The sequence below is a fragment of the Nocardia sp. NPDC004068 genome (assembly GCF_042874315.1).
Classification (GTDB): domain Bacteria; phylum Actinomycetota; class Actinomycetes; order Mycobacteriales; family Mycobacteriaceae; genus Nocardia.
The window spans coordinates 300321-325401 of record NZ_JBIAMW010000002.1 but is presented as its reverse complement, the minus strand read 5'-3'; the positions used below and the strand labels follow the sequence as shown (position 1 = coordinate 325401).

Here is a 25081-nt window from a genome sequence, read left to right as displayed (position 1 = left end):
GCACATGATCTACGCCAAACCCGGCACCGACGGCAGCATCGTCGAATTCGCCCGGCGCTACGACAATTTCATCGGCGGCGAATGGAAGGCGCCCGTCGAGGGCCGCTACTTCGAGAACCCCTCCCCCGTCGACGGCGAAACCTTCTGCGAGGTCGCGCGTTCCACCGGAGCCGACATCGACGCCGCGCTCGACGCCGCGCACGCCGCCGCCGACGCCTGGGGCGCCACCGCGCCCGCCGAACGCGCCAACCTGCTCAACAAGATCGCCGACCGGATCGAGGCGAATCTGGAACGGCTCGCGGTGGCCGAGACCTGGGAGAACGGCAAGCCGGTCCGGGAGACCCTGGCCGCGGATATCCCGTTGGCGGTGGACCACTTCCGCTATTTCGCGGGCGCGCTGCGGGCGCAGGAGGGCGCGATCTCCCAGATCGACGCCGACACCGTCGCCTACCACTTCCACGAACCGCTCGGCGTGGTCGGGCAGATCATCCCGTGGAACTTCCCGATCCTCATGGCCACCTGGAAGCTCGCGCCCGCGCTGGCGGCGGGCAACTGCGTGGTCATCAAGCCCGCCGAGCAGACCCCGGCCTCGTTGCTGCTGGTGGTCGAGTTGATCGCGGATCTGCTGCCGCCGGGAGTTCTCAACGTGGTCAACGGTTTCGGCGTGGAGGCCGGGAAACCGCTGGCGTCGAGCCCGCGGGTGGCCAAGGTCGCGTTCACCGGGGAGACCACCACGGGCCGGTTGATCATGCAGTACGCCAGCGAGAACATCGTGCCCGTCACCCTCGAGCTGGGCGGCAAGAGCCCCAACATCTTCCTGCCCGACGTGACCGCCGCCGACGACGAGTTCCTGGACAAGGCCGTCGAGGGTTTCGTGATGTTCGCGCTGAATCAGGGCGAGGTGTGCACGTGTCCCTCACGCGCGCTGGTGCATTCGTCGATCTACGACGAGTTCCTCGCCCGCTGCATCGCCCGCACCCGGGCCATCACCGGCGGCAATCCGCTCGACGACGCGACGATGATCGGCGCGCAGGCGTCCAACGACCAGTACGAGAAGATCCTGTCCTACATCGATATCGGCCGCAAGGAGGGGGCGAAGATCCTCACCGGCGGCGAAACCCGCAAGGTCGACGCCTTCCCCAACGGCTACTACATCGAGCCGACGATCTTCGAGGGTCGCAACGACATGCGCATCTTCCAGGAGGAGATCTTCGGGCCGGTGGTCTCGGTGACGCGGTTCGACAGTGTGGACGAGGCGGTGAAGATCGCCAACGACACCCTCTACGGACTCGGCGCGGGCGTGTGGACCCGCGATATGAACACCGCCTACCGGCTCGGCCGCGCGATCAAGGCGGGCCGGGTGTGGACCAACTGCTACCACGCCTACCCCGCCCACGCGGCCTTCGGCGGCTACAAGAAGTCCGGCATCGGCCGCGAGAACCACGCCATGATGCTCGACCATTACCAGCAGACCAAGAATCTGCTGGTCAGTTATTCACCGACCAAGCTCGGGTTCTTCTGATGACGTCCGCTCCCACCCACCGCATCGATATCACGCGGGAGGCGGCTCACCTCCTGGCAGACCTCATCGCCCGGCACGGCCCGGTCATGTTCCATCAGTCGGGCGGCTGCTGCGACGGCAGTGCGCCGATGTGTTATCCGCGCGGCGAGTTCCGGGTGGGCGCGGCGGATGTGCTGCTCGGGAATCTCCCCGGGGATACGCCGTTCTGGATGAGCGCCGATCAGTTCGAGTACTGGCGGCACACGCATCTGACCGTGGACGTGGTGCGCGGCCGCGGCAGCGGGTTCTCGCTCGAGGCGCCCGAGGGGATGCGGTTCCTGATCCGGTCGCGGCTGCTCGCCGACGCGGAGGTCGAGCGGCTCGCCGCCGATCCACCCCCTACCGGTGACCAGGTCGGGGGTTCTACGGTCGGTCCATGAGCGGTACAACGATCCCTCTGGTCCTCGCCGTCGGTGCGGCAACGCTTTTCGCGGTGTCGTGCGCCGACTCGCACTCGCGCGGATCGGAGACAACGAGCACGGCGGCCCGGGTGGAGGCGACCATCCCCCCGGGCCGCCGGATCTCGGTGACCAGCACGGCGTTCACCGAGGGCGCGCGGCTGCCCGACGAGTACACCTGCGCCGGGAAATCCGAAGTGCCGCCGTTGGATTGGACGGTCCCGCCCGACACCGCGACCTTCGCCCTCATCGTCGACGATCCCGACGCCCCCGACGGCGTGTTCACCCACTGGGTCGTGACCGACCTACCGATCACGACCACCGCCGTAGGCCCGGACCACCCGCTGACCACCGGCACGGTCCTCCCCAACAGCACCGACCGCCCCGACTACGCCGCCCCCTGCCCACCCCCGGGCACCGGCCCACACCACTACCGCTTCACCGTCTACGCCCTGCCCCACCCGCTGTCCCTTGCGCCGCAGACGAATTCGGATCAGGCCCGCATCGCCGTCGAGCAGACCGCGACCGCGCAGGGCCGCATCACGGCGACCTACGCCCGCTGACCCGGCTCAGCGCCCCGGCAGGAACCGGATCGCCCGTGCCACCGTCATCAGGAACGGCTGCCAGCGGCTCTGCGGGATGCCGTAGGGCGCATCGAGATTCAGGAAGCGGGTGACGACGATGGACTGGGGTTCGGTGAACTTCAGCAGGCCGTCGGGGCCGTGGCGGCGGCCGACGCCGGAGATGCCCATGCCGCCCATCGGGGCGCCGGTGCTGCCCCAGGCGGGGGCGTAGCCCTCGTCGACGCAGACGGTTCCGGCGTGCAGGCGTTCGGCGATGCGCTCGCCCTCGGCCTTGGACCCCGCCCACACGCTGGCGTTGAGGCCGTAGGCGGTGTCGTTGGCGCGGGCGATCGCCTCCTCGACGTCGGCGACGGGGTAGATCGACACCAGCGGGCCGAAGGTCTCCTCGCGGCCGCACTCCATCTCGTCGGTCACCTCCGACAGCACGGTCGGCTCGAAGAACAGCGGGCCGAGATCGGGCCGGGCGTTGCCGCCCGCGAGCACCTTGGCGCCCTTGGAGGTGGCGTCGGCGACGTGTTTGGCGACGGTCTCGAGCTGGGCCTCGGAGATCAGGCTGCCGATATCGGCCGAATAGTCGTAGGCCGCACCGAGTTTCGCCGCCCGCACCGCGGCGACGAACTTGTCGGTGAACGCCGCGGCCACCTCGCGTTCCACGTACAGCCGCTCGATCGAGATGCACAGCTGCCCGGCGTTCGAGAAGCACGCCCGCACAGCGGCTTTGGCGGCCTTGTCCAGATTCGCGCCGCGGGTCACGATCATCGGGTTCTTACCGCCCAGTTCGGCGGAGAAGCCGATCAGCCGCCGCCCGCACTGCTCGGCCAGCGTGCGGCCGGTCGCCGAGGAGCCGGTGAACATCAGGTAGTCGCACGCCTCGACGATGGCCGTGCCGACCACCCCGCCGGGCCCGGGCACCACCTGCAACAGCCCCTCCGGCAGCCCGGCCCGGCGCAGCAGGTCGACATTGGCCAGCGACGAATAGGGGGTCTGGCTGTCCGGCTTCACGATCACGGCGTTGCCCGCCGCGAGCGCGGGCAGCGAATCGCCGATCGAGAGCAGCATCGGATAATTCCACGGCGCGATGACGCCGACCACACCCTTGGGCTGGTGATACACCGCGGTCCGGTTGAGCACCGGGAACGCGCCCGCCACGTGCTGCGGAGCGAGCAGTTTCGGCGTCACCCGGGCGAAGTAGCGGGCGGCGAAGATCAGGCCCATGACCTCTTCCTGGGCCGCCCACCGCGCCTTACCGGTCTCGGCCTGGATGACGTCCATGAGGTACTCGCGCTCGGCGACGACCAGCGCCCGGTAGCGCTCCAGCACCGCGGCCCGCTCCTTGGGCGCGCGGGCGGCCCAATCCGCCTGTGCCGCACGGGCCTTGGCGAACGCGGCCGTCACGTCCTCGGCCGTGCCCACCGGCACCTCGCCGAGCGCCCGCCCGGTGAAGACCTCGTTGATCGTGCGGCTCGCGTGCTCGCGGGCGCCGTCGACCGTCGCGTAGCCCCGCAGACGCTCGAACACCGTGGCTTCGGGCACCGGCATGTCGCCTCCTACTTGTGAGTAACCGTGGGATACACACAATCTACCCCCGCGAAGGATTCCTTTCGGTCCGAATCGGGCCGTGGCACGATTGCGCCGGGCGCGACCGGGGTACTCACCGTGAATTCGCGCATCGCCCCAGTCCAGAAGTCGGCGATGAGAATCTGCGCCAGCGCATATTCGGGCGAGCGTTGTCAAATCCGGTCCCGCCCAATGAGACCGAGTGGCGAGTCACACCCGAAAAGGTTATTTTGTGCCGATGCTGAGAGCGCGGCTGGGTATCAGGGCCCGAATTCTCGCAATCGCACTCGTTCCGAGCCTGGCGCTGCTCGTGATCGGTGTGGGCGCGGCGGGTTACGTGGTTCGAGAGGGAGGCGACGCCAAACACTTCGCGTCGGTCCTCGAGGGCGCCAACAAGCACACCCGGGAACTGATCGCCTCGGTCGAGCAGGAACGCCTCCAGTCGTTGCAGGCGCTGTCCGGCGCCCCGGATCCCGTCGGCCTGGCCGCCGCCCGCCAGCGGTTCGACAAGGCGATGAAGGATATGCAGAGCGTCCAGGACGCGATGACCTCCTCGCGGTCCAACACCATGTCCGGCGACATCGGCGGGTTCCAGACCCTGCAACAGCAGCTGCCGCAGCTGCGCGGCGCCGTCGACGCGGGACTCATCCCGATCCCCGATACCTACAGCGCGTACTCGAAGATCCTCGAGGGCGTCGAGATCGGCACCGACATCACCGCCGCGACCGCGCCCAACGCCGGGGTGGCCAACCAGCTCGCGCATTCGCTGCGCCTGCTGCGGGCCATGGACGCCAACGCGCGGGTGGCCGCGCTGACCGCCGCCGCGCTCAGCCCCGCCGGGCTGCCCGCCCCGCTGCAACCGGAGTACCGCGACAAGGTCGGCTACTACCGCACCGAATTGCCTTTGCTGGCAGCCGATCTCGGCGGTCAGCAGGGCGAGCGGGTCAAGACCGTGATCGACTCCTCGGCCTGGGAACAGCTCGGGCAGATGGAGGACTTCATCATCCATCCGCCCGCGCCGGGTCGCTCCGGTCCCGCGGCCCCGCCGATCGGGACGGCCGAATGGCGGGCCGCGGCCGACGACGTCAACAACCAGTTGCTCGCGGTGTGGCAGTTCCAGAACGACCACGCCAACCACGTCGCCGTCGTCGACGGCCAGCGCCAGGCCACCAACGCGCTGTGGGCGGGCGCGGGCATCCTCGCGCTCGCGGTGCTCGCCTTCGCCGCCTCGCTGTGGCTGGCCAACCGGCTCATCGGCCGCCTCAAGCGGCTGCGCACCGAGACTCTGGCCCTGGCGGAGGTCCGGCTGCCCGAGACCATGCGCAAGCTCGGGGCGGGCGAGGACGTCGATCCCGAGGCCGAGGCCGCCCACCTGGACTTCGGGCACGACGAGATCGGTTCGGTCGCCAAGGCGTTCAACCAGGCGCACACCGCGGCCGTCGGCGCGGCGGTCACCGAGGCCCGCACCCGCGAGGGTGTGCGCGCGGTGTTCCTCAACATCGCCCACCGCAGCCAGATGGTGGTGCACCGCCAGCTCGAGATCCTCGACGAGGCCGAGCAGCGGCAGGAGGACCCCAAGCTGCTCGAGACCTTCTTCAAGCTGGACCACCTGGCCACCCGCGAACGCCGCAACGCCGAGAACCTGATCATCCTCGGCGGCGGTCAGCCCGGTCGGCAGTGGCGGCGGCCGGTGCCGCTGGTCGAGCTGGTCCGCAGCGCGGTCGCGGAGACCCTCGACTACGCGCGGGTGCGCACCGCCCGGATGCCGCAGGTGTACGTGGCGGGCGGGGTCGTGGCCGACCTCATCCACCTGCTCGCCGAACTGGTCGACAACGCCACCGCGTTCTCCCCGCCGCAGTCGCGGGTGGAGGTGACCGGCAACATCGTCGGCAAGGGCGTGGTCGTGGAGATCAGCGACCAGGGCATGGGCATGCCCACCGCCGAGCTGGAGCGCGCCAACGAAATGCTGCGCAACCCACCGGATTTCGGTGTCGCGACGCTGTCGGCCGATTCGCGCCTGGGCCTGTTCGTGGTCGCGCGGCTGAGCACCCGCCACGGCATCTCGGTGCGGCTGGCCGAATCCGACTACGGCGGGATCCGCGCCATCGTGCTGGTGCCGAGTTCGCTCATCACCAACGACGCGCCGGTGGCCGACCACCTGCCCGAGCGCACCCCGGGCCGCCGCCCGGAGCCGCCCGCCACCGGGCAGATCCCGGCGACCCCGGCCTACGAATCGCTCTCGGCGCCAACGGCATTGGCGACGCTGCCGCCGCGCGAGCCCGATCCGGAGCCGCTGCCACCGGAAACCGAAGCGCCGCGCTACATTCCGGAGGTGCGCACACCCGAGCCTCGCTTCCCCGAGTCCCGCGCCTCCGAACCCCATACCTCCGAGCTTCGGGCTCCCGATCTCAGGGATACCGAGTTCCGTGCTCCCGAGTTCCGTTCTCCCGACCCGAGGGATACCGAGTTCCGCGCTCCCGATCTCCGGGATAGCGAGTCGCGTTCCCCCAATCCCCGGGATCTCGAATACCGTTCTCCCGACTTCCGGGATCTCGAAAACCGTTCCGCCGACCGCCGGGATTCCGAATACCGTTCCCCCGACCTCCGCGATCCCCAGTCCCGGACGCCCGAGCCGCGGCACCGCGCCGCCGATCAGCGGCCGTCCTACACCGGCGGCGACACTCGGCCGCCGCTGCCCCGGCGGCGTCGCCAGGCGAGCCTGGCCCCGGAGCTGGCCCACGACAACGCCCAGCAGATCCCCGAATCGGCGCCGCAGCGGCCCCGTTCGGCCGAACAGGCGCGAGACCTGATGTCCGCCATCGAGAATGGCACCCGGCAGGGGCGACGGGCGCAGTCCGATCCCCGTAACGCCGCCACTTCGGAAGAACAGGAAGGCGAAGGTGACCTCTTCCAACGCAGGTGATCTCAACTGGCTACTCGACGATCTGGTCGATCGCCTCGCGGGCGTGCGCTACGCGGTGGTGCACTCGACCGACGGGCTGCTGCTGGGCCGGTCCACCACGATGAGCCGGGAGGACGCCGAGCACTTCGGCGCGATGTCGGCGACCCTGTACGGGTTGGCCCGCAGCGCGGGCAGCCGGTTCGACGGCGGCGGCGTGCGCCAGGCGGTGATCGAACTCGATCGCGCGGTGCTGTTCGTGACCGCGGCGGGCGACAACGCGTGTATCGCGTTGCAGGCCAGCGAAAGCGCGAACCTCGGTATGGTTGCCTACGAGATGAACCTGACCGTGCAGCGGGTGGGCAGCTATCTGTCCACGGATCCGCGGCGCGGTCTGGCAGCGCAGGTGGAGCACCGATTGTCATGAGTCGCTTCGGTCAACCCTGGTTCGACGATCAGGCGGGCCCCCTGGTTCGCCCGTACGCCGTGACGGGTGGCCGCACGATGGGTGCGGGACACGACCTGGACATGCTCACCCTCGTGGTCAGATCCCATCCGGCTCCGAGGTTGCGGCGTGTGGAACCGGAATACGCGCAGATCGTCGCGCTGTGCCGGGTCCCCCAGTCGGTGGCCGAGGTGTCCGCCGCGCTGAAACTGCCCCTCGCCGTGACGAAGATCCTGGTCGGTGACCTGATCAGCGAGGGGCATCTGATTTTCCGGGCCCCGTTGCGCGCCGACGGGCCCGGTGACCTCAACCTGTTGCGAGCTGTGCTCGACGGAATCCGAAAGCTGTAACACCAGTGTCTGATACGACGTCCGCGGCACCACTTGCCGCCTCGGTGAAGATCCTCATCGCGGGCGGGTTCGGTGTCGGTAAGACCACCATGGTGTCCTCGATCAGCGAGATCGCCCCGCTGCGCACCGAGGAGCTCATCACCGAACTGTCCTCCGGGGTGGACGATCTGTCCGGCGTCGAGGGCAAGACGACCACCACGGTGGCACTGGACTTCGGCCGCATCACCATCGACGAGAATCTCGTGCTGTACCTGTTCGGTACGCCGGGTCAGGACCGATTCTGGTTCCTGTGGGACGAATTGGCCCGCGGCGCGCTGGGCGCGGTGGTCATCGCCGACACCCGTCGGCTGGAGAACTCCTTCGCCGCCATCGACTTCTTCGAACGCCGCGGCCTGTCGTTCGCCGTCGCGGTCAACTGCTTCGACGGCGCCCCGGTGTACACCACCGACGAGGTCCGCGACGCCCTCGACCTCGACCCCCACACCCCGGTGGTCCTCTGCGACGCCCGCGACCGCTCCTCCTGCAAGACCGTTTTGATGACCCTTGTCGAGCACCTGATCGTGCGCGCCACCACGTCGGTGGCCTGAGGGGCGACCACTTCCCCGCGCGCGACCACTTCGGTGGCCCGAGGGAGGCAACTCGCCTTGCGCGCCACCACCTCTATGGCCTGAAGGACGGCTACTCCCCCGCGGCGGGGTCGATCTCGGCGAACGAGGCGATCCACTTGTGTGGTGGGCGTGGGGAATTCGGTTCGCCCGGCCGGGTGACGCCGACGGCCGACCAGCCCGCGGCCGTGGCGGCGTCGAGTTCGTCGGGATGATCGGACAGGAACAGGATCTCCCCGGCGGGCCGCCCGATGGCTCCGGCGATCTTGTCGTAGGAGGCGGATTCGCGTTTGCCGCCCGCGTTGTTCAGGTCGAACCAGTCGCCGATGAGCGAGGCGAGTTCGCCGCCGCAGGCGTGGGCGAACCAATCCCGTTGATTGCGCACCGAACCCGACGAGTACACGTACAGGGCGAGGCCCGCGGCGTGCCAGGCGCGCAGCGCGGGCGGCGCGTCGGGGAAGAACTCGCCGTGCAGGTCTCCGTCCCGGAAGCCCTCGGCGCAAATCAACCCCTGCGCGGTCTTGAGCGGCTGGGCCTTCACGTCCGAGTTCAACCAGCCGATCAGGATCTCGGCGACCTCGTCGGTATCGGCGTCCGGCCGCTCGGCGAGTTCCCTCGTCTGCGCGATGACGGATTCGGCCGCCCCGTCCCGATTCTCGGCCAGCCAGCGCGGCAGCCGCTCCCGCGTGTACCCGTACAGCCCCTCCCGCACCGAGGCGGTCGGGCTCGTGGTGCCCTCGATATCGACGACGACCGCGCGAATCGTCATGCGGCGGCGAGCAATTCGTCGAGAGTGGGGAACCGCGACCCGATGGTGTTCCCGGAGAAGTCGCCGACCCAGCCGTCCTCCTCCTCGAAGAACCGCACGGCGACGAAGTCGGGGCGGGTGCCCATATCGAACCAGTGCAGGGTGCCCGCGGGCACCGACACCAGATCCCCGGCCTCGCACACCACGGCCAGCACCTCGTCGTTCAGGTGCAGGTAGAAGCAGCCGCGCCCGCCCGCGAAGAAGCGGACCTCGTCCTCGGCGTGCCGGTGTTCGGACAGGAACTTCTCCCGCGCGCCCTTGGCCTTGGCGGGCCATTCGGGATCATCGTCGTCGGGGTGGATGCGGGCGACATCGATGTGCTTGTAGCGGCCGTCGGCGTTGAGTTCTCCGATGCGGTCGGCGTACTCGGCCAGCAGGTCGTCGGTGGACGTGCTGGCGTCCAGGGACTCCGGCGTGGCCCAGCGGTCGAAAACGACGCCGCGACGGCGCAATTCGGCGGCGATCACCTCGGGGTCGCTGGTGCGCAGCCGGACGTCCCCGGCGTCGCCGTCGGGCATGATCTGCAACAGGGTCATCGGTAGTCCTCCTCAGAGCTGTGGTCGGTCCCGATCTCGCGGCGGCCGGTGAGCGTCACCAGTTCGCACATCGCCTCCAGGCATTCGGCGCGATCGCGCGCCTGCGCGAGGGTATCGCCCCACGCGGTGATGCCGTGGCCCGCGATGAACAGCACCGGCGGCGCGTCCGGACGGGCGGCGAGATGCCGTTCGATATCCGCGCCGATACTCGGCACGTCCGCGTGATTGGCGAACACCGGGATGTCGATGCGGTCGTGCGCCCGCAGGCCCTTGATCAGTTCGTATCCGGCGAAGCGCAGCGCGCCGGACGCCCCCGCCGAGCGCGCGGTGGCGTGCGGCGGATGCACGTGCACCACGGCCCGCGCGCCGGTGGACCGGTACACCGCGGTGTGGATGGTCGTCTCCGCCGAGGGCCGCCGCGTGCCCGCGACCACGCTCGAATCCGCGACCCGCACGGTCACCATGTCGTCGGCGCGCAATTCGCCCTTGGACAAACCGCTTCCGGTGACCACGGCCGTATCGTCCACGCGCACCGAGATATTGCCCGCCGTGCCCGGCATCCAGCCCCGCGCGTACAGCTCGCGGGCGATCCCGGCGATCTCCTCGCCCGCCGATTCGGCATCCGCTGCATGTTTGCCAGCACTGCCCGAATCACCCTGGGCGCCAGTCGCATTCGCGACCAGTGCCGCCCAGGCCGGGGACGTGGACGGCAACACCCCGTTCTCGGTGACCACGGCCGTGACGAGTTCCGGCGGCGTGACGTCGAAGGCCGGATTGAAGACCTCGGTCCCCTCCGGCGCGGTCGCCACTCCCCCGACATGGGTGATCTCCCCCGCGGCGCGCTCCTCGACCACGATCCGGTCGCCGGTCGGCGTGTCCGGATCGCGGGTGGACTCCGGCGCGACGACGACGAAGGGAATGCGATGGTGATGGGCGGCGAGGGCCAGGGCGTACGTGCCGATCTTGTTGGCGACCGAACCGTCGGCGGTGATCCGGTCCGCGCCCACGACCACCGCGTCGACCTGCCCGGTGGCCATGGCCCACGCGGCGGCGGAATCGATGGTGAGCCGATGCGGGATCCCGGCCTCGGCCAGTTCCCACGCCGTGAGCCGGGCCCCTTGCAGCAGCGGGCGGGTCTCGTCGACGAGGACCGATTCGATCGCGCCGCGCTCGTGCAGCACCCGCAGCGCGCCCAGGGCCGTGCCGAAGGCGGTGGTCGCCAGGCGGCCCGTATTGCAGTGGGTGAGCACGCGCAGCGGGCGGTCCGGGCCGAGCCTGAGCAGCAGGTCGGCGGCGTGGGTGGCGGCGGCCCGATTCACCCGGCCGTCCTCGGCGAGCAGCGCGAGGGCCTCGTCGAGGACCGCCTGCGGCCCGTTCGGCAGTGCGGCGAGCGCGCGGCGCACCCCCCAGGCGAGATTGACCGCCGTGGGCCGGGCCTCGGCGATCCGCTCGGCCTCCGAACGCACCTTCTCCGCGTCGCCGCCGTGCGCGAACGCGGCCAGCGCCACGCCGAAAGCTCCGGATACGCCGATCGCGGGCGCGCCGCGGATCGCGAGCGTCTTGATCGCGTCGATCACCTCGTCGACCGTTGTGATCCGCAGCTCGCGCAGTTCCCGCGGCAGGGCGCGCTGATCGACGGTGACCAGGGCACCGTCGACCCACGCGATCGAAACCTCACTCATCCGCAACCTTCATGTCGATCTACAGCTCATCCAAACTACTCAATCCGGCATGAGGCGGGCACACCAGGTTTGTCGTCCCCTCGATCCTTGTTGTCCCCGGGTTCACGGCCGAGCGTGCGAATCCGCATCGAGTGCCATCGTGCGTTCGAGGCCGACCGTTCGGTTCCTGTCCGTAGCGAAAACGCCCTTCCCCCAAGGACAATCGGGGCGAATGGTACGAATCCCGCCGAGTCTCACCTTCATCCACAGCTTTCGGTGGATAAGCGTGAACAGACCGAGTTCCACATTCGCTCGTTTCCCCATGTGTGGAACAAACCTGGGGACAAAGGTTTTCAGGCGCGGCCGAAGGCCAGGGTGACGTTGTGACCGCCGAACCCGAACGAGTTGCTCAGCGCGTACGACATGGTCTGCGCGCGCGGAACCCCGTGCACCACGTCCAGATTCGTGCCCGGATCCGGGTTCTCGAAATTCAGGGTGGGCGGGACGATCCGCTCCGCCAGCGTGCGCACGGTGAGGATCGCCTCCAGCGCGCCGACCGCGCCGATCGAATGCCCCAGCGCGCCCTTGGGCGCGTACACCGACGCGTCCGGCGCCACGGCCGCAATGGCATTCGCCTCCGAGGCGTCGCCCACCGGGGTCGAGGTGGCGTGCGCGTTCACGTGATCGATGTCGGATCCGGTGAGCCCGGCCGCGTCGATCGCCTTGCGCATGGCCCGCGCCGCGCCCGCGCCCTCGGGTTCGGTGCCGGTGATGTGGTAGCCGTCGGAGGTGATGCCCGCGCCCAGCACCCGGCCGTGGATCCGCGCCCGCCGCGCCCGCGCGAACTCCTCCGATTCGAGCACCAACATCGCCCCGGCCTCGCCGAACACGAATCCGTCGCGATCGCGGTCGAACGGCCGCGAGGCGCGCTCGGGGTCGTCGTTGCGGGTGCTCATCGCGCGCATCATGGCGAAGCTAGCGATCGGGATCGCCTCGATGTAGCCCTCCACGCCGCCGGCGATCACCACGTCGGCCTCCCCGGTGGCGATGAGCCGCCACGCGTGCGCGATCGCCTCCGCACCCGACGAGCACGCCGAGGTCGGCGCGTAAACGCCTGCCTTGGCGCCGAATTCGAGGCCGACCCGCGCCGCGGACCCGTTGGGCATCACCATGGGCACGGTCAGCGGCGGCACCTTGCGATAGCCGCCCGCGCGCATGGCGTCGACCGCGGTGAGGAACGCGTCGCCGCCGCCGAGCCCGGTGCCGACCGCGACGCCGAGCCGCTCGCCGTCCACATCCGGTTTGCCCGCCTCCTCCCACACCTGGCGGCCCAGCACCAGCGCCATCTGCTGGACGTAGGAGTGCCGTCGCTGCTCGATGCGGGTGAGCTGCTCGCCCGGCTGCCGCACCAGCTTGCCGCCGATGCGCACGGGCAGGTCGTACTCGGTGACGAAGTCGTCGTCCAGCGGGCCGATACCGCTCTCGCCGCGCAGCAGCGCGTCCCAGGTGCCGTCGAGATCGGGCGCGAGGGAGGTGGTGGTGGTCATCCCGGTGACGACGACCGCTCGTCGCGCGGGCGAAACTGAAGCAGTCGTTACAGTCATGCGGTCAATAGATACCTGTAGCACCCGCTACAGTCAACCGGTGCCCAGACCTCTCGACACGGCTCGCCGCGCCGAACTGCTCTCCGGCGTGATCGCCTACATCGCCGAATTCGGACTCATGGAACTGTCGCTGCGCCCGCTCGCCGAATATCTGGGCACGAGTTCGCGGATGCTGATCCACTACTTCGGGACCAAGGAGCAGATGCTCGTGGCCGCGCTCGAGACGCAGCGGCCCGATATCGCGGGGCTGTTCGCCGATGTGCCCGATATCGATACGCTGCGGCGGCGGCTCATCGCATCGTTCGTCGTCAACACCACGAGCGACTGGGCCACCAGCACCCGCGTGCTGTTCCAGGTGCTCGGCGTCGCCTCGGTGCCGGGCAGCCCCTACGCCCGCTACGCCGCGGACGCCGTGCACATCCTCGTCGAGGCGCTCACCGCGGTGCTGCGCGAACTCGATCCGGACCACCCCGACCCGAAATCGCGTGCCACCGTGCTCATCTCGGGCATCCGCGGCCTGTTGCAGGACCGGCTGGTCACCGGCGACAACACCCGCGTGTCGAAAGCCGCGCGGCTGCTGATCAACTCGACCCTTCCCCCGGCATCCTGACACCGGTTTCAGTATTGTTCCGGCCATGGCATTTGTGATCGAGGACAGTGTGGAGATCGCGGCTCCGGCCGAGGTGGTGTGGAAGGTGCTCACCGATTTCGACGACTACGGGCAGTGGAATCCCTTCGTTCCCGCCTGCGCCACCACCCTCGAACCCGGCTCCCCCATCGATATGCAGGTGCGCCTCGGACCGCGCGAGCGCGCCCAGCGTGAGTACATCCGAACCTGCACGCCGGGAACCGAATTCAGCTACGGCATGAAGCCGGTGCCGCTCGGCGCCCTGCACAGCCTGCGCTCGCACACCCTCACCCCGCTCGACGCGACGCGCACCCGCTACACCTCGCACTTCGAATTGGGCGGCTGGCTGCGCGGCGTGGTCACCGGCCCGATGGGCAAGGCGCTGCACTCCGGCTTCGGCGGCATGACCGCGGCGCTGAAGACCCGCGCAGAGCAGCTGGCCTGAGTCAGGTCTCGAAGGGGATGGTGTTGCCCGCCGCGTCGCGGGTCCCGGCCTCGCTCTGGATGGCGGCGGCCAGCTCGCGGGCCGAGGACCAGCGCACCGGCGGGTTCCCGTCGAGATTGCCGATGGTGTACCAGGTTTCGGTGCCGCGATAGCGGACCAGGGGCGTGCCCTGCTCGTCCACGGCCACGTCGAGTTCGCCGGAGACCGTGCCCTCCTCCTGGGTCAGCACGGCGGCCTTGGCGGCGATCTCGACGATTTCGATGATCAGAAGCCTCCTCGACGGCCGCAGTCGTCGACTGCGGTACGCAATGCGGTCTGTTCGGCCTGGTCGACACTCAGGCCGTATTTTACTTTGACCTTCACGTAGTGGGCGACATAGGCACACCGGTACTTTCCGGGCGGCAGGTAGTTGGCCGCGTCCTGATCGCCCTTGGAGCGATTGGCCGAGGGGTCGGAGGCGACGAGGTTCAGCGCGTCGTTGGCGAGATTGCGGCGGGTGGCCTCGTCGCGGGTCGCCGCGCCCGAGCGCCACGCCTCGGCGAGGGGCACGATGTGGTCGGCGTCGACGTCCTTGGCCTCGGTCATGAACTTGTAGGGCGCGAGTTTGCCGGTCTTGCGGTCGAGCACGCCGTACTGATCGCGCCAGCCGCCGCCCTTGCCGACGGTGAACTTGCAGGTCTTCGCGTCCAGGCTGACCGGGCCCTCGGCGTCGCGCAGCAGCACGATGTCGCGGGTGTCGCATTTGGCGTATTGCGCGTACTTGTCGCCGAATCCGTGCTCGGGGGTGTTGGTGTCCCAGTGCGGGAACTGCTCGCGGCTGTACCCGGTCATCGGACCCTCGGCGGCCACCGGCAGCGACGCGAGCAGATCGCCGATCTCCTGGGGTGATTCGGTGCCCGGCCCGGGTTCGGGCACGCCCGGCGCGGCGGTGGGACTGGGCCCGGCGCCTCCGGTGTGCCCGGAACGCTGTGCCACGACGGCGATTCCGACGATGACCGCCAGCAACACGAGCGCGGCGCCGAACGACAGGACTGGTTTGGTGCCGCGCGGCGAGCGTCGGCGCTGTGCACTATTCATCTCGGACAACCACACTCGCAACCGGGGGTGACAATCGGCAAGGGGGACAACCCCTTCGGTAGCCGGTGTCACACCGAAGAACAAAAGACGCCGCAACTGTAGCGAATTCCGCGCGACACACCCGGCAAACCCCGCCGGACGGAGCGTCCGGCGGGGTCTGTGGGAGGGTTCGAAAGGCCCGGGCGCGGCCGGGCTTTCGGTCAGGCGTTGTTGAGCTTGTTGAGCCGCTCGCAGGACTCGAGGTACTCCTCGATGAGCCGACGCATCACGTCGGAGGTGCGCTCGACCTTGTTCATCAGGCCGACCACCTGGCCGACAGGATTGAAGTTGACGTCCTTGGCGGCCTCGGGGTAGCGGTGGCCGCGCTTGACGCCGTCGAGGGCGACCATCATCTGCAACGGCATGGGCAGCGGGTCGGGCGTGTCGGCGGCCTCCCACGCGTCGGTCCAGTCGTTGCGCAGCATGCGGGCGGGCTTCCCGGTCCACGCGCGCGAGCGGATGGTGTCGTGGCTGGTGGCGTCGATGTAGGTCTGCATCTGCGCGGGCGGCACATTGGCCTCCTCGACGGTCAGCCAGATCGAGCCGGTCCACGCGCCCGCCGCGCCCATCGCCATCGCCGCCGCGACCTGACGGCCGTTGCCGATGCCACCCGCCGCGAGCACCGGCAGATCCCCGACCGCGTCGATGACCTGCGGCCACAGCACCAGCGAGGAGATCTCGCCGCAGTGCCCGCCGCCCTCGGTGCCTTGGCAGACAACGAAATCCAGGCCGGCCCGCTTGTGGTTGAGCGCGTGCTTGACCGATCCGCACAGCGCGCCGATCAGGCGGCCGGAGTCCTGCACCTGCTTGACGATGTCGTCGGGCGGGGTGCCCAGCGCGTTGGCGACCAGCTTGGCCTTGGGGTGGCGCAGGATCACCTCGACCTGCGGGCCCGCGGTGGTCGCGGTCCAGCCGAGCAACTGATTGTGGTGCTCGTCCTCCGGCAGCGGCGGCACGCCGTGGTCGGCGAGGATCTTCTCGGCGAAATCGCGATGGCCCTGCGGAACCAGTTTGGCCAGTTCGGCTTCCAGCTGTTCGGGCGACAGACCCTCGATGCCCTTGCCCTCGTACTTGGAGGGGATCACCAGATCCACGCCGTAGACGCCGTGCACATGCTCGTCGAGCCAGGCCAGTTCGACCTCGAGCTGTTCGGCGGTGAAACCGACCGCGCCCAGCACGCCGAGCCCGCCGGCGTTGCTCACCGCGGCGGCCACGTCGCGGCAGTGGGTGAAGGCGAAGATGGGGACGTCGATGCCCAGTCGTTCGCAGATCTCGGTACGCATGGGGTGCTGGTCTCCTCGTATTACCGCGCGGAAGTCTGTGCCAACAACACTAGAACACGTTTCATATTCAAGCCAATAGCTCGATGAGCGGGACAGCTGAGCTGGAATGATCTTTGCTACTCCACCAAAAACACGTTTCAGTTCTGCTACCTTCACCGCATGATCCCCACGATCGTCTGGGGCACGGGCAACGTCGGCCGCGCGGCCGTGCGGGCCGTGTCGGCGCATCCCGCCCTGACCCTGGCCGGTGTCCTGGTCCACAACCGCGACAAGGTCGGCCGCGACGCGGGCGAACTGGCCGGGCTCGACACCGCCTTGGGCGTGACCGCGACCGACGATGTCGAGGCGGTGCTCGCCGCGCGGCCGGGCGCGGTGGTGTACGCGGCCTCCGGCGACATCCGGCCCGACGACGCGCTCACCGAAGTGCTGGCGGCGATCCGGGCCGGGGCCGTGGTGGTGACGCCCGCGCTGTACGCCTTCTACGATCCGCACAGCGCCCCCGCGGCGGATCGGGACCGGGTGCTGGCCGCGATCGAGGCGGGCGGCGGGTCGCTGTTCGTGTCGGGCGTGGATCCCGGCTGGGGCAACGATGTGCTGCCGTTGCTGCTGAGCGGGCTGGGCGGCCGGATCGACGCGATCCGCTGCCAGGAGATCTTCGACTACACCACCTACGATCAGCCCGATTCGGTGCGGTACCTGGTCGGCATGGGGCAGCCGCTGGACTACGCCCCGCCCATGCTCGCCCCCGGCGTGCCGACCATGGTGTGGGGCGGGCAGATTCGGCTGCTGGCCCGCGCGCTGGGCGCGCCGCTCGACGAGATCCGCGAGACCCTCGATCGGCGCGCCCTGGACCGCACGGTGGTCACCGAGCGGATGGGCGAATTCGCCGCGGGCACACAGGGAGCCGTGCGGTTCGAGGTGCGGGGCATCGTGGACGGCGAGCCGCGGCTGATCATCGAGCACGTCACCCGCATCGATCCCGCCTGCGCCCCGGACTGGCCCACCCCGCCCGACGGCGCGGGCGCGCACCGCGTGATCATCGAGGGCCGCCCGCGCCTCGAGGTCACCGTCGAGGCGAGCGACGAGGGCGGCAATCGCGCGGCGGGCGGAAACGCCACGGCCGTGGGCAGATTGGTGAACGCGATCGACTGGCTCGCCGAGGCCGAACCCGGCCTCTACGACGCGCTCGACATCCCGCTGCGCCCGCCGGTCGGCGTCCTCGGAAGGAGAACCGCATGATCATCGACGTGCCCGAGGGCCGCGACCCGATCGAGTACGTGTGGGGCGACCTGGTCCCCGGAATCGGCCCGGCCGCAAGCGCGTTCGCCCTCGCCGTCTACACGCACTCATCCCTCGGCCTGCGCGAGTTCGAGGCGGCGCGGCTGCGCATCGCCCAGCTCAACGGCTGCCTGTTCTGCCAGGACTGGCGCACCGAACGCGACGGCACGCGGGTCGAACCCGAATTCGCCGACGCCGTAACCGCTTGGCGCACAACCGAACTCTTCGACGACCGCACCCGCCTGGCCGCCGAGTACGCCGAGCGCTACGCCCTGGACCACCACGGCCTCGACGACGAGTTCTGGTCCCGCTTCCTGGCCCACTACACCCAGCGCGAGGCCGTCGAACTGACCATGTGCCTGGGCTCCTGGCTCGGCTTCGGCCGCCTCAACCGCGTCTTCGGCCTGGACGCGGTGTGCGTGCTACCGAGCCATCTCGGCGAGGGTCGTCACCGGTCCGGCCACGTGTAGCGGGTCTGGCTCGCCGTCGGCAGCTTGCCGAAGGCGAAGCCGACCGTCGGCGCGACGCGGTACAGCCGGACGTCCCCCGCGACGACCGCCGCGCCCAGTCCGTACCAGGTGCCCTCGGGATCGGTCATGTGCGGGCCGTACTTGCCTTCGAGGTCCGCGACCGCCCGCTCCCGCTCGGAGCGCCCGGCCACGACGGAGGCGACCCCCTCGATCACGACGTCGGTCCCGGTCAACGCGTTCGTGCCGGTCGTCAACACACACCGCGGATTGCGATCCAGGTTGTGCGCCTTGCGTTCCCGCCCACCCGTCGTGAAGCACAGTCCGCCCAGGCTCCACCCCGCGAGCAGGGGCGTCACGTGCGGCCGCCCGTCCGGGCGCACGGTCGTCAGCCAGAACACCTCCGCGGCATCGAGGATCGCCGACACCGCCGACCAGGGGATCGGGCGCGCCCCCGGCGCGGAGAACGGTCCCAGTACGACGTTCGGTTCGCTGTCCGACATATCCACATCCTCGGGTCCGGAGAAGCACGGGCGCAGGAGGTATGACGGGACCACGCCCCGGAATTCATCGGGGACGGTCGGCTCGCACCCCGATGACCGACGGGTATGCGAACATATGTTCGTGTCCCGCCTCGAAACATCCCGACCGGTGCGGTCCGAGGCATCGATCCTGCACGCCGATCTCGACTCGTTCTACGCCTCGGTCGAGCAGCGCGACGATCCGCGCCTGCGGGGGAAGCCGGTGATCGTGGGGGCCGGGGTGGTGCTGGCGGCCAGTTACGAGGCCAAGGCGTACGGGGTGCGCACGCCGATGAACGCGCGGCAGGCGCTGCGGCTGTGCCCGCACGCGCTGGTGGTGCCGCCGCGCATGTCGGCGTATTCGGCGGCGAGCAAGGCCGTGTTCGAGATCTTCCGCGACACCACACCGGAGGTGGAGGGGATCTCCATCGATGAGGCGTTCCTCGATGTCGGCGGGCTGCGGCGGATCGCCGGGGATCCGGCCGTCATCGCCGCACGGCTGCGGGCGCGGGTGCGGGAGCAGGCCGGTCTGCCGATCTCGGTGGGGGTGGCGCGCACCAAGTTCCTGGCCAAGGTCGCCAGCGCGGTGTCCAAACCCGATGGGCTGCTGGTGGTTTCGCCGGACCGGGAGCTGGAGTTCCTGCATCCGCTGCCGGTGGAACGGCTGTGGGGCGTCGGCGAGGTGACCGCGCGGGTGCTGCACGAGCACGGCGTCACCCGGATCGGGCAACTGGCCGAACTCGGCGAGCGCGGCCTGCGGCCCCTGGTCGGCGCGGCCGCGGCCCGGCATCTGTACGCGTTGTCGTGGGCGCGCGATCCGCGGCGTGTCGACACCGGGCGGCGGCGGCGCTCGATCGGGGCGCAGCGCGCGCTGGGACGGCGGCTCCGGACCGAGGCCGAGCTCGAGGCGTATCTGCACGGTCTGGCCGATCGGCTCGGGCACCGGTTGCGCGCGGCGCGGCGGATGTGCCGAACCGTCGTGCTGCGCCTGCGTTTCGACGATTTCGGGCGAGCTACGCGCTCGCACACCATGATTCAGGCCACCGACCACGGGGCCGTGCTCCTCGATACCGCGCTGCGGCTGCTGGCGGCGGCCATGCCGTTGATCCGCGAGCGCGGTATCACCCTGATCGGCCTGGCGCTGACCAATCTCGAGGACGCCGACAGCGTGCAACTCGCGCTCCCGCTCGACGAGCGGCCCGAGGCCACCCTCGACACCACGCTCGACCGGTTGCGCGACCGGTTCGGCGCGGGCACCGTCACGCGCGCGGCGCTGCTGGGCCGCGGGGAGGGGCTGTCGGTGCCGCTGTTGCCGGACTGATCAGCCGGGCAGCAGGCCGCGCGCCACCAGATCGTCGAACAACACCCGGTCGACGGGCGGCACGCGGTCGCGGTCGGCGTAGGTGAACCAGGCGATCTCGGCGATCTCGCTGCTCGCGGTGATCGTCCCGGTGTGGTCGGCGGTGTAGCAGGCCATGCGGACCAGCTCCGCGCCGCCGGGCGTTTCGGCCTCGTAGGTGCCGACGTGGGCGATGGTGTCGGCGATCAGGGCGACGGTGAGTTCCTCGTCGATCTCGCGGATCAGGGTCTGCGAATCGCTTTCGCCGCCTTCGCGTTTGCCGCCCGGGATGTAGAAGACGTCCTTACCGCGCGGGCGCGCGCACAGGATGCGGCCGTCCTCGATCAGCACCCAGGCCACGGTATCGATGAGCCGCTGGCTCGGTTCGGTCCGCACCCGGGCAGCCTAACCGCGCGGCCGCGATGTGTTAGACAGGGGGCGTGGAGAACTCGGTCGTCGGTGAGTTGCTCGCGCGCAGGTACGCGGACGGCAGCGCGCCCGGCCACCGCTGCGACGACGCGCGCCTGGCGCTGGTCGTCGAGGGCGGTTCGGCGCGCGGGGCGTATTCGCACGGCATGGTGACCGCGCTCGAGGAACTCGGCCTGGTGCGCTGCTTCGACGCGGTGTACGGCTCGTCGGCGGGGGCGTTGAACGGGGCGTGGCTGCTGTGCGGTCGGGCGGGCGTCGCGCGGCGCGCGTGGGAGGGCGATGTGGTGCGCCGGGTGATCAATCCGGCGCGCGCGTTGCGCGGCGGGCGGGTGGTGGACACCCACTTCCTCGTGCACGGGGTGTACGAGCGCATCGTGCCGATGGATTTCGCGGCGATCCTGGCCAATCCGGTCACCTTCCATCCGCTGGCGACCTCCGTCGACGACGGCAGCGCGGTCGACCTGCACCCCGACCTCACCGACGCGGCCGCCGTGCAGCGGGCGCTGCGCGCGTCGACGTGTCTGCCGATTCTGGCGGGGCGGCCGACCGCGCTGGCGGGCCGCCGCTACGTCGACGCGGGCCTGTCCGAGGCGGTGCCGATCCGCACCGCGCTCGCCCAGGGCGCCACCCACGCGCTGGTGTTCCGCACCCGCCGCGCCGACGAAAAGTCCGCGCCCCCATCGCGTTTGGAGCTGCGCATCGTGGCCCGCTTCCTGGCCCGGCACGCGCCCGGGGTGGTGGACACCTGGCGCACCCGGGCCGCCCGGCACGCCGAGGACGAGCACACCCTCGCCACCGATCCCCGGATTCTCCAGGTCCGCCCGCCGCTGGGTTCGCCCGATATCGGCCGGATCTCGCGTGATCACGACACCCTCATGCGGGCGCTGGACCTCGGCCGCGCGGCGGTTCTCGACGCCTTGGCGACCTACCTGCCGCAGCCGCTGGCGGGCTGAGGGACGACCACGACCTTGCCGGTGGCGCGGTCGTCCTCCAGATACCGGTGGGCGGCGGCGATCTCCTCGAGCGCGAAGACCCGGTCGATATTCGGTTGCAGGACACCGGCTTCCACTTCCTCGACGAGGTGTTGCAGGGTCGCCGCGGCGCCCTTGACGTCGTCGCTGTGGAACGAGGTGAGCTTGGTGCCGGAGGGGATCATGGCGATCGGTTCGAAGTCCCGGACGAGCCAGCCGCTGAGCGACCCCGACACGCAGACGGTGCCGCCGCGGCGGACCAGCGCCAGCGATTCGACCGCCGTGCGCGCGCCGACCAGATCCAGGACCCGATCCGGGCCGTCGGGCCAGAGCGCGCCCACCCGGTCGGCGAGGGGTCCGTCGTCGACGAGGACGTGGGCGGCGCCCGCCGCGCGCAAGGCGGCCCGCTTGCCGGGTCGCCTCGTGGTGGCCGCGATCTCCACGCCCCGCGCCGCCGCGATGGCGATCGCCGCCATGCCCACCGAGGAGCTGCCGCCACGAATCAGCAAGCGGCCCTTGGTATTCGGTTCGACGCCCAGGGCGGCGAGGGAGCCGTGCGCGGTGAGGTAGGTTTCGGGCAGCGCGGCCAGCACCGTCCAGGGCAGGGTGGTGGTGATCGGCATCAGCAGCGGATCGGGCAGCAGCGCGTATTCGGCGTAGCCGCCGTCGAAGGCGCGCCCCATCTCCCCCATGACCGCCGCGACGGTGGCGCCCTCCGGCAGGGCCGGGTCGGTGGACGCGGCGATCGTGCCGACGCATTCGATGCCGAGCACGCGCGGGAATCGCACGGTCGGTGAATGTCCTTGCCGGGTGCGCAGTTCCGACCGGTTCAGGCCCGCGCCCCGGACCCGCACCAGGCTCCAGCCCGCACGCACCCGGGGTATCGGCACGTCCCGGATCTCGAGTACCTCGGGGCCGCCGGGACGGACACAGACCGCCGCTCGCATCGTCGTCGCATTCATGCGACCCACTCTCGCCGGACGACGGGCTGGCCGACCACCGATAGAATGCCGAGTCATGCCCGTTCGCCGCCAACCCGCCGCAGTGACCTCGCGGGTGTGGCCGTCGGGTGGGGTGCACCTGTGGCCGTCCGGGGGAACCAGTGCCTCACACGCGCATTCGCGCGGACACCTCGTCTACGCGGCTCGCGGGGTGTTGTCGGTGCACACCGAGGGCGGCACCTCCATCGTCCCCGCCGATCGGATCGCCTGGACGCCCGCCGGATTCCCGCACTTCCACCGGGCGCACGGCGAGACGGATATGCGGATCATCTTCCTGCCCGACGCGATCGCCCGCCGGGTACCCGAACGCCCGGCGGTGTTCCTCGCCTCCGGTCTGGCCCGCGAGGTGGTGCTCGCTCTGACCGGGGAGCGGACTCACGACCGCGCGGCCCGCGACCGCCTGCACCGCGTCCTCGTCGACGAACTGCGCGAGGCCCGCGAACAGCCCCTGCATCTGCCCGAACCCCGCGACGACCGATTGCGCACGCTGGCCGCGATCCTGTACGAAAACCCTTCGGAGAACGGCACTCTCGCAGAACTCGGCCGCCGGATCGGGGCCAGCTCCCGCACCCTGAGCCGCCTGCTGCGCGCGGAGCTCGGCATGACGTTCTACGAATGGCGCACCCAGCTGCGCGTCTATCACGCCCTGGTCCTGCTGGCCGAGGGCCACGACACCGTCCGCGTGGCGCACGCGTGCGGGTGGTCGAACCCGAGCACGTTCATCTCGGCCTTCACCGGCCTGCTCGGCACCACCCCCGGCCGATACCGCGCGCGCTCACGGTGACTACTCCGCCCGGATCTGCTCGACCAGGATGTCGGCGTGCCCCGCGTGACGGGCGATGTCGCCGATCATGCCCAGATAGACGAACCGCAGATTCACCGCGCCGACCAGATGATGCTCGACCACATCGTCCAGCTCGAACCGCGCCGCGATCTCCCGCGACCGCGCGCACGCGGCCGCGTACTCGGCGATCACCTCGGCCAGCGACTCCCACCGGTGAACGGGCGGCCGGGATCCAAGACGGCGGTCATGCGTGTACTCCTGGGGAATTCGGTGGCTAATCCCGCTCCGCCCGCAGCGCGTCGAGAGTCATTGCCGCCATCCGGCTTTCGAGCCGATCGCGATCGGGCATGACCGCGCGGCGGAAGCCGTGGGCGGCGAGGAAGGACAGGACCCACCAGGCGGTGGCGGCGGGGTCGAGGTCGGGGCGCAGGTCGCCCGCGCGGCGACCCTCGGTCAGCAGGTCGGTGAGCGTGTCGGCGAGGGAGCGGAGATGGTGGCGCACCGCGTGTTCCATCTCCGGTTCGGCGATGAGGGACATGGCGTCGGCGAAGATCACACCGAGGGAGCCGGGGGCGTGCAGTTGATCGATGTGGCCGGGGCCGAGCAGGAGTTCCAGGAGGTCGACGATGGACTCGGTGTCGGCGGCCGCCGCGCGCAACAGCTCGCTCATCTGATTCGAGGCGTGTTCGACGACCGCGGCGTACAGGCCGATCTTGGTGCCGAAGTTCTGGAAGACGACCGGCTCGGTCACGCCGACACGCGCCGCGATCTGGGCCATTGTGGCTCGGCGATAACCGGATTCGGCGAACACCTCCGTCGCGGCGGCCACGATCGTGGCCCGCCGATCGGCCGCGCGCAGGCGGGTGCGCCGCTTGTCGGCCGGGGCGGAGGAACCAGGGGGCATCGACTCATCCTAACCCCTTGCCAAATCAACTTAGTCGCGACTAAGTTAAGGACGTTCTTAGTCGTCACTAAGTTAGGAGGGCCCGGTCATGGGCCTCGGACAACTGCTGCATCGCCAGTCCAATCCCCACACCACCGGCGCGACCATCGACCACGGGCGGGGCTATGACCTGTTCGGCGCGGTCTTCTTCGGCGGCCGCCGATCGCACGTGTACACCCGCCTGGCGGCGCTGTCCGGCGCGCGGCCGGGCGATCGCGTGCTCGACATCGGTTGCGGCACCGGCCATCTCACCCGCCGATTGGCGGCGGTGGTCGCGCCGGGCGGTTCGGCGCTGGGCATCGATCCGTCGGAGTCGGTCCTCGAGCAGGCCCGGCGCACCACCCGGGAGCCGAGCTGCGATTACGCGGTCGGCGTCGCGGAATCGCTTCCGGCCGAGGACGATTCGCTGGACGTGGTGGCCAACTGCCTGATGGTCCACCATCTCCCGCCCGAGTTGCGGCCCCGGGCGGCGGCCGAGATGTTCCGCGTCCTGCGGCCGGGCGGTCGCCTGCTGATCGCCGATTTCCGCCCACCGGCCAACCCGGCCGGGCGGCATCTGATCGGGGCGCTGACCGGGCCCGCCATGGAGCACAACCCCATCGCCGCCCTCGCCCCGCTGGCCGCGGACGCGGGCTTCACCGGGATCACCGACGGCATCGTGCGACCGTGGATCTACTACGTGTCCGCCACCAAACCGGGTTCCCCCGCGTGACCATCACCCGGCTGGGCGTGATCGCGCTGTTCCTCGGCGGCCTCACCGCGCACCTGTGGCTCGGCTCCCGGATCGGCCTGGCCGCCGCGGCTCTCGCCCTCGCGGTCCACGTCGTCGGCGTGGTACTGGCCCGGCGTCGCTTCCGGCGACCGTAGG

At 70.2% G+C, this 25081-nt stretch carries 29 protein-coding genes; 16 read left to right on the top strand and 13 right to left on the bottom strand.

Features of this window, described 5'->3' with window-relative positions:
- The first annotated feature begins 4 nt into the window (after positions 1 to 4).
- From ACFYTQ_RS05650 to ACFYTQ_RS05640, 3 genes are read left to right on the top strand one after another with little or no spacing between them, the layout of a single operon-like run.
- Positions 5 to 1522, top strand: a complete 1518-nt coding sequence (locus tag ACFYTQ_RS05650) for an aldehyde dehydrogenase family protein (protein ID WP_387357461.1) — start codon at positions 5 to 7, stop codon at positions 1520 to 1522.
- Entirely contained in the window at positions 1522 to 1941 is a 420-nt protein-coding gene (locus ACFYTQ_RS05645) for a DUF779 domain-containing protein (protein ID WP_387357460.1), read from the top strand. Before ACFYTQ_RS05650 ends, ACFYTQ_RS05645 begins: the two co-directional genes overlap by 1 nt.
- Complete coding sequence (locus ACFYTQ_RS05640; protein WP_387357459.1) at positions 1938 to 2522, top strand: YbhB/YbcL family Raf kinase inhibitor-like protein; 585 nt, start codon at positions 1938 to 1940, stop codon at positions 2520 to 2522. Before ACFYTQ_RS05645 ends, ACFYTQ_RS05640 begins: the two co-directional genes overlap by 4 nt.
- 6 nt (positions 2523 to 2528) lie before the next feature.
- Here ACFYTQ_RS05640 and ACFYTQ_RS05635 read toward each other — a convergent pair whose 3' ends face one another.
- Positions 2529 to 4082 carry a succinic semialdehyde dehydrogenase gene (locus ACFYTQ_RS05635; RefSeq protein WP_387357458.1) on the bottom strand — a complete coding sequence of 518 codons (1554 nt, stop codon included), beginning with the start codon at positions 4080 to 4082 and terminating at the stop codon, positions 2529 to 2531.
- A 256-nt stretch (positions 4083 to 4338) separates the two neighbouring features.
- Between ACFYTQ_RS05635 and ACFYTQ_RS05630 the strand changes: the two genes are divergently transcribed.
- Genes ACFYTQ_RS05630 through ACFYTQ_RS05615 form a run of 4 tightly spaced genes read left to right on the top strand, consistent with a single transcriptional unit; the run spans position 4339 to position 8381 of the window.
- On the top strand, positions 4339 to 7023 hold the full coding sequence (locus ACFYTQ_RS05630; protein ID WP_387357948.1) for a nitrate- and nitrite sensing domain-containing protein: 2685 nt from the start codon (positions 4339 to 4341) through the stop codon (positions 7021 to 7023).
- Positions 7001 to 7426, top strand: coding sequence for a roadblock/LC7 domain-containing protein (locus tag ACFYTQ_RS05625; RefSeq protein WP_387357457.1), 426 nt, complete (start codon positions 7001 to 7003; stop codon positions 7424 to 7426). Before ACFYTQ_RS05630 ends, ACFYTQ_RS05625 begins: the two co-directional genes overlap by 23 nt.
- Positions 7423 to 7794 (top strand): DUF742 domain-containing protein, encoded by a 372-nt coding sequence (locus ACFYTQ_RS05620; protein ID WP_387357456.1) that lies wholly within the window; start codon positions 7423 to 7425, stop codon positions 7792 to 7794. The genes ACFYTQ_RS05625 and ACFYTQ_RS05620 overlap by 4 nt, the downstream gene beginning before the upstream one ends.
- A 5-nt stretch (positions 7795 to 7799) precedes the next feature.
- On the top strand, positions 7800 to 8381 hold the full coding sequence (locus tag ACFYTQ_RS05615) for an ATP/GTP-binding protein (RefSeq protein WP_387357455.1): 582 nt from the start codon (positions 7800 to 7802) through the stop codon (positions 8379 to 8381).
- Positions 8382 to 8472: 91 nt separating this feature from the next.
- On the opposite strand, the gene mtnC is transcribed toward ACFYTQ_RS05615, so the two are convergent.
- From mtnC to ACFYTQ_RS05595, 4 genes are all read right to left on the bottom strand, one after another.
- Entirely contained in the window at positions 8473 to 9168 is a 696-nt protein-coding gene (gene mtnC, locus ACFYTQ_RS05610; protein WP_387357454.1) for an acireductone synthase, read from the bottom strand.
- On the bottom strand, positions 9165 to 9743 hold the full coding sequence (locus ACFYTQ_RS05605) for an acireductone dioxygenase (RefSeq protein ID WP_387357453.1): 579 nt from the start codon (positions 9741 to 9743) through the stop codon (positions 9165 to 9167). The genes mtnC and ACFYTQ_RS05605 overlap by 4 nt, the downstream gene beginning before the upstream one ends.
- A complete protein-coding gene (mtnA, locus tag ACFYTQ_RS05600; protein WP_387357452.1) occupies positions 9740 to 11425 on the bottom strand; it encodes an S-methyl-5-thioribose-1-phosphate isomerase in 1686 nt (561 codons plus the stop codon). The genes ACFYTQ_RS05605 and mtnA overlap by 4 nt, the downstream gene beginning before the upstream one ends.
- Positions 11426 to 11757: 332 nt before the next feature.
- Complete coding sequence (locus ACFYTQ_RS05595; protein WP_387357451.1) at positions 11758 to 13008, bottom strand: KasA/KasB family beta-ketoacyl-ACP synthase; 1251 nt, start codon at positions 13006 to 13008, stop codon at positions 11758 to 11760.
- A gap of 40 nt (positions 13009 to 13048) precedes the next feature.
- Between ACFYTQ_RS05595 and ACFYTQ_RS05590 the strand changes: the two genes are divergently transcribed.
- Together ACFYTQ_RS05590 and ACFYTQ_RS05585 are read left to right on the top strand one after the other, a co-directional pair.
- Positions 13049 to 13618, top strand: coding sequence for a TetR/AcrR family transcriptional regulator (locus ACFYTQ_RS05590; RefSeq protein ID WP_387357450.1), 570 nt, complete (start codon positions 13049 to 13051; stop codon positions 13616 to 13618).
- Positions 13619 to 13643: 25 nt separating this feature from the next.
- Positions 13644 to 14081 carry an SRPBCC family protein gene (locus ACFYTQ_RS05585; protein WP_387357449.1) on the top strand — a complete coding sequence of 146 codons (438 nt, stop codon included), beginning with the start codon at positions 13644 to 13646 and terminating at the stop codon, positions 14079 to 14081.
- 1 nt (position 14082) lies between these two features.
- Here ACFYTQ_RS05585 and ACFYTQ_RS05580 read toward each other — a convergent pair whose 3' ends face one another.
- From ACFYTQ_RS05580 to ACFYTQ_RS05570, 3 genes are all read right to left on the bottom strand, one after another.
- On the bottom strand, positions 14083 to 14310 hold the full coding sequence (locus ACFYTQ_RS05580) for a hypothetical protein (RefSeq protein WP_387357448.1): 228 nt from the start codon (positions 14308 to 14310) through the stop codon (positions 14083 to 14085).
- 35 nt (positions 14311 to 14345) lie between these two features.
- Positions 14346 to 15158 carry an HNH endonuclease family protein gene (locus ACFYTQ_RS05575; protein ID WP_387357447.1) on the bottom strand — a complete coding sequence of 271 codons (813 nt, stop codon included), beginning with the start codon at positions 15156 to 15158 and terminating at the stop codon, positions 14346 to 14348.
- A gap of 200 nt (positions 15159 to 15358) precedes the next feature.
- Positions 15359 to 16480 carry an NAD(P)H-dependent flavin oxidoreductase gene (locus tag ACFYTQ_RS05570; RefSeq protein WP_387357446.1) on the bottom strand — a complete coding sequence of 374 codons (1122 nt, stop codon included), beginning with the start codon at positions 16478 to 16480 and terminating at the stop codon, positions 15359 to 15361.
- A gap of 159 nt (positions 16481 to 16639) precedes the next feature.
- On the opposite strand from ACFYTQ_RS05570, the gene ACFYTQ_RS05565 reads away from it, so the two are divergent.
- A complete protein-coding gene (locus tag ACFYTQ_RS05565; RefSeq protein WP_387357445.1) occupies positions 16640 to 17719 on the top strand; it encodes a dihydrodipicolinate reductase in 1080 nt (359 codons plus the stop codon).
- The gene (locus ACFYTQ_RS05560; protein ID WP_387357444.1) at positions 17716 to 18228 is read left to right on the top strand and encodes a carboxymuconolactone decarboxylase family protein; all 513 of its coding nucleotides are present in this window, start codon (positions 17716 to 17718) and stop codon (positions 18226 to 18228) included. The genes ACFYTQ_RS05565 and ACFYTQ_RS05560 overlap by 4 nt, the downstream gene beginning before the upstream one ends.
- Here ACFYTQ_RS05560 and ACFYTQ_RS05555 read toward each other — a convergent pair.
- The gene (locus ACFYTQ_RS05555; protein WP_387357443.1) at positions 18207 to 18728 is read right to left on the bottom strand and encodes a pyridoxamine 5'-phosphate oxidase family protein; all 522 of its coding nucleotides are present in this window, start codon (positions 18726 to 18728) and stop codon (positions 18207 to 18209) included. The two genes, ACFYTQ_RS05560 and ACFYTQ_RS05555, sit on opposite strands and share 22 nt — an antisense overlap.
- 115 nt (positions 18729 to 18843) lie before the next feature.
- On the opposite strand from ACFYTQ_RS05555, the gene dinB reads away from it, so the two are divergent.
- Positions 18844 to 20067 (top strand): DNA polymerase IV, encoded by a 1224-nt coding sequence (dinB, locus tag ACFYTQ_RS05550; RefSeq protein WP_387357442.1) that lies wholly within the window; start codon positions 18844 to 18846, stop codon positions 20065 to 20067.
- On the opposite strand, the gene ACFYTQ_RS05545 is transcribed toward dinB, so the two are convergent.
- Positions 20068 to 20481: an NUDIX domain-containing protein gene (locus tag ACFYTQ_RS05545; RefSeq protein ID WP_387357441.1), complete on the bottom strand. Its 414-nt coding sequence runs from the start codon at positions 20479 to 20481 to the stop codon at positions 20068 to 20070.
- A gap of 44 nt (positions 20482 to 20525) precedes the next feature.
- Between ACFYTQ_RS05545 and ACFYTQ_RS05540 the strand changes: the two genes are divergently transcribed.
- The gene (locus ACFYTQ_RS05540) at positions 20526 to 21467 is read left to right on the top strand and encodes a patatin family protein (protein WP_387357440.1); all 942 of its coding nucleotides are present in this window, start codon (positions 20526 to 20528) and stop codon (positions 21465 to 21467) included.
- Here the strand turns inward: ACFYTQ_RS05540 and ACFYTQ_RS05535 are convergent.
- Positions 21440 to 22447, bottom strand: a complete 1008-nt coding sequence (locus tag ACFYTQ_RS05535) for a zinc-binding dehydrogenase (protein WP_387357439.1) — start codon at positions 22445 to 22447, stop codon at positions 21440 to 21442. The two genes, ACFYTQ_RS05540 and ACFYTQ_RS05535, sit on opposite strands and share 28 nt — an antisense overlap.
- A 55-nt stretch (positions 22448 to 22502) precedes the next feature.
- Between ACFYTQ_RS05535 and ACFYTQ_RS05530 the strand changes: the two genes are divergently transcribed.
- Positions 22503 to 23270, top strand: a complete 768-nt coding sequence (locus ACFYTQ_RS05530; RefSeq protein ID WP_387357438.1) for a helix-turn-helix domain-containing protein — start codon at positions 22503 to 22505, stop codon at positions 23268 to 23270.
- Here ACFYTQ_RS05530 and ACFYTQ_RS05525 read toward each other — a convergent pair whose 3' ends face one another.
- Together ACFYTQ_RS05525 and ACFYTQ_RS05520 are read right to left on the bottom strand one after the other, a co-directional pair.
- Entirely contained in the window at positions 23271 to 23537 is a 267-nt protein-coding gene (locus ACFYTQ_RS05525) for a DUF664 domain-containing protein (protein ID WP_387357946.1), read from the bottom strand. It abuts the gene before it with no gap.
- Between the two features lie 7 nt (positions 23538 to 23544).
- Positions 23545 to 24174 carry a TetR family transcriptional regulator gene (locus ACFYTQ_RS05520; protein ID WP_387357437.1) on the bottom strand — a complete coding sequence of 210 codons (630 nt, stop codon included), beginning with the start codon at positions 24172 to 24174 and terminating at the stop codon, positions 23545 to 23547.
- Positions 24175 to 24262: 88 nt separating this feature from the next.
- Here ACFYTQ_RS05520 and ACFYTQ_RS05515 point away from each other — a divergent pair, with 88 nt between their 5' ends.
- Complete coding sequence (locus ACFYTQ_RS05515) at positions 24263 to 24925, top strand: class I SAM-dependent methyltransferase (protein ID WP_387357436.1); 663 nt, start codon at positions 24263 to 24265, stop codon at positions 24923 to 24925.
- Positions 24922 to 25080 (top strand): hypothetical protein, encoded by a 159-nt coding sequence (locus ACFYTQ_RS05510; RefSeq protein WP_387357435.1) that lies wholly within the window; start codon positions 24922 to 24924, stop codon positions 25078 to 25080. Before ACFYTQ_RS05515 ends, ACFYTQ_RS05510 begins: the two co-directional genes overlap by 4 nt.
- Position 25081: the final 1 nt, after the last annotated feature.